Below are 8124 nucleotides of genomic sequence, written 5' to 3' on the forward strand. Positions count from 1 at the left end.
GCGCGGGGCTCGGCGGCGCGGGGCTCGGCGGCGCGGGGCTCGGCGGCGCGGGGCTCGGCGGCGCGGGGCTCGGCGGCGCGCGGGTCGAGGTCTTCCGGGCGGGTGGTGGCTTCCGGCTGGTCGGCTTGTTCAGCGGCGACCGGCGTTCCGGTGACGCCCTCGCCCCTCTCCGGAGCCCGACGACGTCCTCCGGCGCGCTGGGGGTCGAGCAACCCGGCGGCCTTCAAGCTGTCCAGCACGCTGGGCGACTCGCCCGCCTGCTCGACGGGCTGCTCACTGGACCGCTCCTCAACACCCTCGGCAGCCTCCCGGGCCGCCCTCCGACGTCCGCTGCGCACCGCACCGGCCGCGGCGATCAGGCCGGCTGCCGGGACGGTCCGCTCGCCACCGGGCTTGGCGGTCTGAGCGGCTTCGGCCTGAGCGGCTTCGGCGGTCGCGTCGCCGTCGTCGGTCGAGCCCGCCTCGCCGCGAACGGACGGCAGACCGAGGTCGGGCGGCTCGCTGCTGCTCGAAGCGGTTGCCGCAGGCTGGGACGCCGCTTCTTGGCCGCTCGGTGCGGTGTGCGGCGGGGTGTCCGAGGGGTGGGGCGCGGGGTTCGGCGACGCCACGTCGGGCCGCGCGAAGTCCGGCGGCGTGAGGCTCGGCAGGGCGAGGTTGGGCAGGGCGAGGTTCGGCAAGGCGAGATTCGGCAGGGCGAAGTCGGGCAGGGCCAGGTCCGACGGGAAGGTGGGGCCGCCCGGGGTGGTGTGGCCGTGTTCGCCCGTGCTGGTCGGCGGGGGCGTCGGCGCGGCCGGGCCCGAGGTGGGTGCGACTGGACCCGAGGTGGGCGAGGCCGGGTCTGCGGTGGGTGTGACCTGGTCGGGGCTGGACGCAGTCGGGCCTGGGTCGGGCGCGGTGGGGCCGGGGGCGGTGCCGGTGGTGAGGTTCGAGCCGCCCGGAGGGGTGAGGGGTTGGGAGAGGGCGGTTGGTTTCGCTTCGACGCTCCTGGCGTGTTCCGGGCGGCCCTTGGTCACGGACGGCGGCTGCTGCGAGGGCGACGGCTGCGGGGAGGGCAGCGGCTGTTGCGGCTGCTGCGGCTCCGGCGTCGGGTTCAGCGCCGGCGTGGGGTTCGGGGCCGGGTTCGACGCCAGGGTCGGGTTCGGTGGCAGTACTGGGGCCGGGTTCGGTGAGAGGGCCGAGTTCGGTGCCGGGTCCGGCGCGCGGCGGCGGCCGGTGGGCTTGGAGGTGTCGTCCGCCCGCCCGACTCGCTCGCCCCGGTTCCCCTGCTCGCCCTGGTTCCCCTGGTCGTTCTGGTGCCCCTGCTCGTCCTGGTCGCCCTGCTCGCCCTGTTCACCGAAGGGGTGGACCAGGCGCCAGCGGTCGGCGGCGTGCGCCCTGGCCGCCGAGATGCCGTCGACGGTCATGTCCTCCGCCGCTCGGCGGGAGCGCTTGACGCGCAGGCCCTCGTTGCGGTGGACCTGCACCGGGCGCCACTGGCGCAGCTGCTGCCTGACCTCGGGGGCCAGGTTGGCGTCCGGGGCGGGCGGTGGGGTCGGGGCTGCCTTCCCCGCCCCCGCCCCCGTCCCGGTTCCCGTCCGGAGCAGGGTGGCCAGCTGCTCGTGCAGGCTGCCGGCGGGCTGGCGGTGGATCCCGGAGAACTCCGCCGCGAGCCTCGCGCGGACCGCGTAGACGGCCCGTGCGCGCCTGCGCTCGGCCGCGTGGGCGGCGCGGAGGTCGGCCAGGGCCTCGGTCAGGTCGCCGGACACCTCGTGGACGTGCGCCAGCGCCAGGAGGCTCTCGGTCCGGAGGGTGTCGAGCTGGTGGCGTTCGGCGCTGTCCGCCACGTCGTGCAGCAGGTCGCGGGCCCGGTCGACCCGGCCGGCGGGCAGGTGGACCCTGGTGGCCAGGGCCAGGCGCAGCCAACCGGCGGTGGCCGCCGAGGGCGCCCGGACGGGGCGCTCCAGGAGCGGGGTGCCCACCCGGGACGCCTCGCCCTCCGCGTTGGAGTCCAGCAGGGCGCAGACCAGCTCGACCGTGAGCCTGCCGCGGACCTGGCCGTTGTCCGACTCGGCCTCCCGGAGGCCGTCGAGGAGGGCCAGGCCCTCGCGGCTCGCGGCGATCGCGGCCTGGAGGTCGCCCCAGCGGCGGTGCTGGCCCGCGGCCGCGGCGCGGAGCAGGCCGCGGTGCAGGATCGTCGTGTCGTGGTCCAGCAGCGGGTCGGCCTGGTAGAGGCCGTCGGCCTCGTCCAGGGCCTGGGCCAGGGCCGGGCCCCGGCCGACCGAGACCAGGCACTCGCCCGCCTGCACGAGGGCCGAGGCGCGCAGGCCCGGCGGCACGTCGTCCGCTTCGAGGACCGGGCGGACGGCGGCGAACCCGGTCAGCGGCGCGCCCACCGACCTGGCGCTGTCGGCCAGTTCGACGCGGAGGCGCCAGGCGGTCTCCCGCTCGCCCGCGGCCTCGGCCGCCTTGAGCGCGTCGAGCGCCCGGTCGGCGGTCTTGACGCCCCGGCCCATGCGGTTGCTCGCGAAGATGACCAGCGCCTCCGCGCGCAACCTGTCGATCTCGTCACGGCGGGTGGAGGCGAGCGCGACGGCGCGTTCGCCCAGCACCAGAGCAAGCTCCGGTGCCCGCCAACGCAGCCGCCAGGCGGGCACGACCAGCGTGCTCACCTCGACGTCCGCCTGCGCCTCGCCCCTCGCCGCCACGATGTCGGTACTCGGCTCTCAGTCCCGGGTGAGCTTGCGGTAGGTGACGCGGTGCGGACGGGCCGCGTCCGCGCCGAGGCGCTCGACCTTGTTCTTCTCGTAGCCCTCGAAGTTGCCCTCGAACCAGTACCACTGGGACGGGTTCTCGTCCGTGCCCTCCCACGCCAGGATGTGGGTGGCGACGCGGTCGAGGAACCACCGGTCGTGCGAGATGACCACGGCGCAGCCGGGGAACTGCTCCAGCGCGTTCTCCAGCGAGCCCAGGGTCTCGACGTCCAGGTCGTTCGTCGGCTCGTCCAGCAGGATCAGGTTGCCGCCCTGCTTGAGGGTCAGCGCCAGGTTCAACCGGTTGCGCTCGCCACCGGAGAGCACGCCCGCCGGCTTCTGCTGGTCCGGGCCCTTGAAGCCGAACGCGCTGACGTACGCCCGCGACGGCATCTCGACGTTGCCGACGTGGATGTAGTCGAGGCCGTCGGAGACGACCTCCCAGACGTTCTTCTTCGGGTCCAGGCCGGTGCGGTTCTGGTCGACGTACGAGAGCTTGACGGTCTCGCCGACCTTCACCTCGCCCGCGTCCGGCTGCTCCAGGCCGACGATGGTCTTGAACAGCGTCGTCTTGCCCACGCCGTTCGGGCCGATCACGCCGACGATGCCGTTGCGCGGCAGGCTGAACGACAGGCCGTCGATCAGCACCCGGTCGCCGAAGCCCTTCTTGAGGTCCTTGACCTCGACCACGACGTTGCCCAGGCGCGGGCCCGGCGGGATCTGGATCTCCTCGAAGTCGAGCTTGCGGGTCTTCTCCGCCTCCGCGGCCATCTCCTCGTAGCGGCCGAGGCGGGCCTTGGACTTGGCCTGGCGGGCCTTGGCGCCCGACCGGACCCAGTCCAGCTCGTCCTTCAGCCGCTTCTGCAGCTTCTGGTCCTTCTTGCCCTGGACCGCCAGGCGCTCGGCCTTCTTCTCCAGGTAGGTGGAGTAGTTGCCCTCGTAGACGTGGGCCCGACCGCGTTCGAGCTCCAGGATCCACTGGGACAGGTTGTCCAGGAAGTACCGGTCGTGGGTGACCGCCAGGACGGCGCCCTGGTACTGGGCCAGGTGCTGCTCGAGCCACAGGACGCTCTCCGCGTCCAGGTGGTTGGTGGGCTCGTCGAGCAGCAGCAGGTCCGGCTTGCTCAGCAGCAGCTTGCACAGCGCGACCCGGCGGCGCTCGCCACCGGAGAGCACCTTGACGTCGGCGTCGGGCGGCGGGCAGCGGAGGGCGTCCATCGCCTGCTCCAGCTGGGAGTCGAGGTCCCACGCGTCCGCGTGGTCCAGCTCCTCCTGGAGCCGGCCCATCTCCTCCATCAGCTCGTCGGAGTAGTCGACGGCCATCTTCTCGGCGATCTCGTTGAAGCGGTCGAGCTTCACCTTGATCTCGCCCAGGCCCTCCTGGACGTTGCCCAGGACGGTCTTCTCCTCGTTCAGCGGCGGCTCCTGCTGGAGGATCCCGACCGTGTAGCCGGGCGAGAGGTAGGCCTCGCCGTTGCCCGGGGTGTCCAGGCCGGCCATGATCTTCAGCACGCTGGACTTGCCGGCGCCGTTCGGGCCGACCAAGCCGATCTTCGCACCGGGGTAGAACATGATCGTGACGTCATCCAGGATGACCTTGTCCCCGTGCGCCTTGCGCACCTTCTTCATGGTGTAGATGAACTCGGCCATGCCCGCGATCGTAGAGCGGTGCCGATCGGGACCGAACCTCGGACGCCGGCAACGGACGTGACGACAACGCAGAGTTAACGCGAACGTGGGTCACCCACACCTGTCACAGGTCCGGAGGACCGCCCTGGTGCGACGCTGCGACCAGCGGATCCGATCGGATGCGCGAACTCGTCGTGCTGTCAAGTCCCCAATGCCCGCGTGCGGGTCCGCCCCACGGCGCCGACCCACGACCTCCCTCCTCCACGCTCGCAACGGCGACGACTGCCCGCCGCATTCTCCGCTCTGGTTCCCACTTGGGAAGCGCTTGTACCCCGATTGCTTCAGAACGGCACTTCGGCCACCTCCTTCGGACGCCCCGCTTCACCCGGCCGCACCAGTGCCGACTCGCCCTCCCTGCGGGGAACCACGACTTCGGGGGCGGGGAGCGCGGGGAGGGGTGGATCGGCGGCCGGGAGGTCGGGGGCAGGGAGGTCGGAGGTGGGTGGTGTGCGCTTCGAGCCGGTGCGGGCTGGAGCGGGGCGTTTCCGGCTGGAGGAAGCGGGGACGGGATCAGCGGAGGTAGGACCAGCTGAAACAGGGTCGACCGGGGCAGGTGCGGGGGCGGTCGGAGGTGAAGTGACCGGCGGAGGCGGGGTGGCCGGCGGGGCGCCCGTCATGACCGGGAGCGCTTCGGCGGGGGTCGGGTCCGCTGTGGCGGCTCCCCCGGGCAGGTCGGCCAGGGCCTCGTGCGGTGCCGCTCGCAGGCGCACGGGGCGGGCCGTGCACAGGGCCAGGTTCGGGCCTATCGCGGTCGCCTCGATCTCCACGAGCTGCCGGACCTGCCCCTCGTCCCGCAGCTCCTTGATCGACACCCGGCCGGTGACCACCACGGGGTCCCCGCGGTTCAGCGAGGCGTAGGCGTTGTCGGCCAGCGAGCGCCAGCAGTTGACCGACAGGAACATCCGGTTGCCGTCCACCCAGCCGCGCTGCTCCTGGTCCCAGCGGCGCTCCGTGGTGAACAGCCGGAAGTTCACCCGGCTGAAGCCGGTGCCGACCTCGTGGTGGGTGATCTTGCTGGCCACGTTGCCGCACACGGTGACGCGGGTTTCGTTGTACGCCATGACTGCCTCCTCGGGGTGGTCTCCTGGGGTCAGGATGCCGGGGTTGGCGGCGGTCGTGGGGCGCGGAATCCGGATCTGTGGACAACTCGCGAGCTGAGTGATGGATAACAACGAACCGGATGAGTGAGCGCTCACTCGTTGACATGAGTGAGGACTCACTCATAAGCTGTCCCCATGCCCGAGGAGACCACCCACCGCCGCAGGCGGGCGCCCGCGATGAGCCTCGAGGACCGCCGCGAGGCGATCGTCCAGGCCACCGTCCCGCTGTTGTTCGAGCACGGCGCCAACGTGACGACCAGCCAGATCGCCGAGGCGGCCGGCATCGCGGAGGGCACGGTCTTCCGGGCGTTCAAGGACAAGCAGGAGCTGATCCGCACCTGCGTGCAGGCCGTCCTGGTGGCCGACGCCGAGCTGGCGCTGATCGAGGAGGCCCGCCGGGCCGGGACGCTCGCCGAGCGCCTGTCCTGGGCCGCCAGTGCCGTCTCCGGCTACCTGGACCGGATGTGGGCGCTGGCCGGCGTGCTGCGCGACTCCGGGTTCGACCCGCGCGAGAAGCACGGCGACCACGGTGAGCACGGCGAGCACCACGGCCCGCAGGCGCAGATGCAGCGCCTCTCGGAACGCGTCGCCTCGCTGTTCGAGCCGGCGGACCACCTGCGCGTGGACCCGTCCTTGGCCGCCCGGCTGCTGCTCGGGCTCGTGTTCACCAACCGCATGCAGGGCAAGGGGTTCGGCGAGACCACGGCGGACGTGGACCAGCTCGTCGAGGTGTTCCTGCACGGCGCACTGAGGGGAGACCAGTGAACGACCTCATGATCGAGGCGACGGACGTCGGCAAGGCGTTCGGCGCGCAACAGGCGCTCGACGGGGTGAGCGTGGCCGTGCCGGCGGGCACCGTGCTCGGCCTGCTCGGCCACAACGGCGCGGGCAAGACGACCCTGGTCAACGTGCTCACCACGCTGCTCCCGCCGGACCGGGGGCAGGCCAGGGTGGCGGGGTTCGACGTGGTCCGCGAGGCGCACCAGGTGCGCAGCCGCATCGGCCTGACCGGCCAGTTCGCCGCCGTCGACGAGCAGCTGTCCGGCCTGGACAACCTGGTCCTGATCGCCCGGCTGCTCGGCGCGACGCCCCGTGAGGCCCGGGGCCGGGCCCACGAGCTGCTGGAGCTGTTCGACCTCGCGGACGCGGCGAAGCGGCCGTCCCGCACCTACTCCGGCGGCATGCGCCGGCGCCTGGACCTGGCCGCGAGCCTGGTCGGCCACCCCGAGGTGATCTTCCTCGACGAGCCGACCACGGGCCTGGACCCGGCCAGCCGCCTGGGCCTGTGGGAGATCGTGGAACGCCTGGTCGACGACGGCACGTCGGTCCTGCTCACCACCCAGTACCTGGACGAGGCCGACCGCCTCGCCGACTCCATCACCGTGCTCTCGCAGGGCCGGGTCGTCGCCTCCGGCACCAGCGCCGAGCTGAAGGCCCAGGTCGGGCAGCGCACCGTCACCGTCACCCTGCCCGACGTCGCGGACGTGCCCAAGGCCACCGCGTCGCTGGAACGGGCGGGCCTCCAGCCCGTGGCCGCGGCGAACGCGCTCACCGCGCCCGTCACGTCGTCGCGCGAGATCGCCACCGTGGTCCGCGCCCTGGACGAGGTCGGCCTGGAGGCCACCGAGCTGGCCCTGGGCGAGCCGACCCTCGACGACGTCTACCTGTCCCTCGCCCACCAGCCGCACGCCGCCTGAACAGGAGCGACATGACCACCCTCGCCGCCACGCGGACCCCCTGGCGCGGCACCGGCTTCGGCACGCAGGTGCTCGTGCTGACGCAGAGGTCGCTGCGCGCGCTGGTCAGCGACCCGCGCATGATCGTCTTCAGCGTCCTGCAGCCGCTGATCATGCTGACCCTGTTCAGCCAGATCTTCGCCAGCGTCGCCAACGCGCCCGGCTTCCCGCAGGGCGTGGCCTACATCGACTTCCTGATGCCCGCGATCCTGGTCAACACCGCCATGCAGGCCTCGCTCCAGGCGGGCGTCGGCCTCGTCACCGACATGAAGAACGGCGTGCTGGCCCGGTTCCGCTCGCTGCCGATCCAGCCGGGTTCGGTGCTCGTCGCCCGCAGCCTGTCCGACCTGGCCCGCACGACCGCGCAGCTGCTGCTGATGCTGGTGTTCGCGCTCGCGGTGTTCGGCTTCTCCCCCGCCGGCGGCCTGCTTGGCATGGCGGGCGCGCTGGCGCTGTCGCTGGCCGTCTCGTGGGGCCTGGGCTGGGTGTTCCTGGCCATCGCCGCGTGGCTGCGCAACGCCGAGCTGATGCAGACCGTGGGCTTCCTGGCGATGTTCCCGCTGATGTTCGCCTCCAGCGCGTACGTGCCGATCAGCGGCCTGCCGGGCTGGCTCCAGGCCGTCGCGAACGTCAACCCGCTGACCTACGCGGTGGACGCGGCGCGCGCCATGGCGCTGGCCCACCCCGTCACCGGCGTGGTCGGCGCGCTGGTCACCAGCGCCGCGCTGGCCGCCGTCGGCTGGGCGCTCGCCGTGAAGGGCTTCCGCCGCCCGCTCTAGGGGCTGTCCTCAAAGCCAGATGAGCAGGGTGGCCAGGTCGAGCATGCCCCGGTAGGACACGGCGGTCTTGTCGAACCTGGTCGCGATGGCG

At 72.9% G+C, this 8124-nt stretch carries 6 protein-coding genes; 3 read left to right on the plus strand and 3 right to left on the minus strand.

Annotation, left to right across the window (positions count from 1 at the left end; genetic code table 11):
- The 3 genes from ACFV4N_RS36035 to ACFV4N_RS36045 all read right to left on the minus strand — a co-directional run.
- The coding region (locus ACFV4N_RS36035; protein ID WP_499677144.1) for a hypothetical protein at window positions 1-2684 on the minus strand (2684 nt) is incomplete at its 3' end.
- An 18-nt stretch (window positions 2685-2702) separates the two neighbouring features.
- Window positions 2703-4379, minus strand: coding sequence for an energy-dependent translational throttle protein EttA (ettA, locus tag ACFV4N_RS36040; protein WP_499677145.1), 1677 nt, complete (start codon window positions 4377-4379; stop codon window positions 2703-2705).
- Between the two features lie 320 nt (window positions 4380-4699).
- The gene (locus ACFV4N_RS36045) at window positions 4700-5479 is read right to left on the minus strand and encodes a single-stranded DNA-binding protein (protein ID WP_499677146.1); all 780 of its coding nucleotides are present in this window, start codon (window positions 5477-5479) and stop codon (window positions 4700-4702) included.
- A gap of 174 nt (window positions 5480-5653) precedes the next feature.
- Between ACFV4N_RS36045 and ACFV4N_RS36050 the strand changes: the two genes are divergently transcribed.
- From ACFV4N_RS36050 to ACFV4N_RS36060, 3 genes are read left to right on the plus strand one after another with little or no spacing between them, the layout of a single operon-like run.
- Window positions 5654-6283 carry a TetR/AcrR family transcriptional regulator gene (locus ACFV4N_RS36050; RefSeq protein WP_499677147.1) on the plus strand — a complete coding sequence of 210 codons (630 nt, stop codon included), beginning with the start codon at window positions 5654-5656 and terminating at the stop codon, window positions 6281-6283.
- Window positions 6280-7215: an ATP-binding cassette domain-containing protein gene (locus ACFV4N_RS36055; RefSeq protein ID WP_499677148.1), complete on the plus strand. Its 936-nt coding sequence runs from the start codon at window positions 6280-6282 to the stop codon at window positions 7213-7215. The genes ACFV4N_RS36050 and ACFV4N_RS36055 overlap by 4 nt, the downstream gene beginning before the upstream one ends.
- A gap of 11 nt (window positions 7216-7226) precedes the next feature.
- A complete protein-coding gene (locus ACFV4N_RS36060) occupies window positions 7227-8033 on the plus strand; it encodes an ABC transporter permease (protein WP_499677149.1) in 807 nt (268 codons plus the stop codon).
- The last annotated feature ends 91 nt before the right edge of the window (window positions 8034-8124 follow it).

Source organism: Actinosynnema sp. NPDC059797 (assembly GCF_042732085.1).
Classification (GTDB): domain Bacteria; phylum Actinomycetota; class Actinomycetes; order Mycobacteriales; family Pseudonocardiaceae; genus Actinosynnema.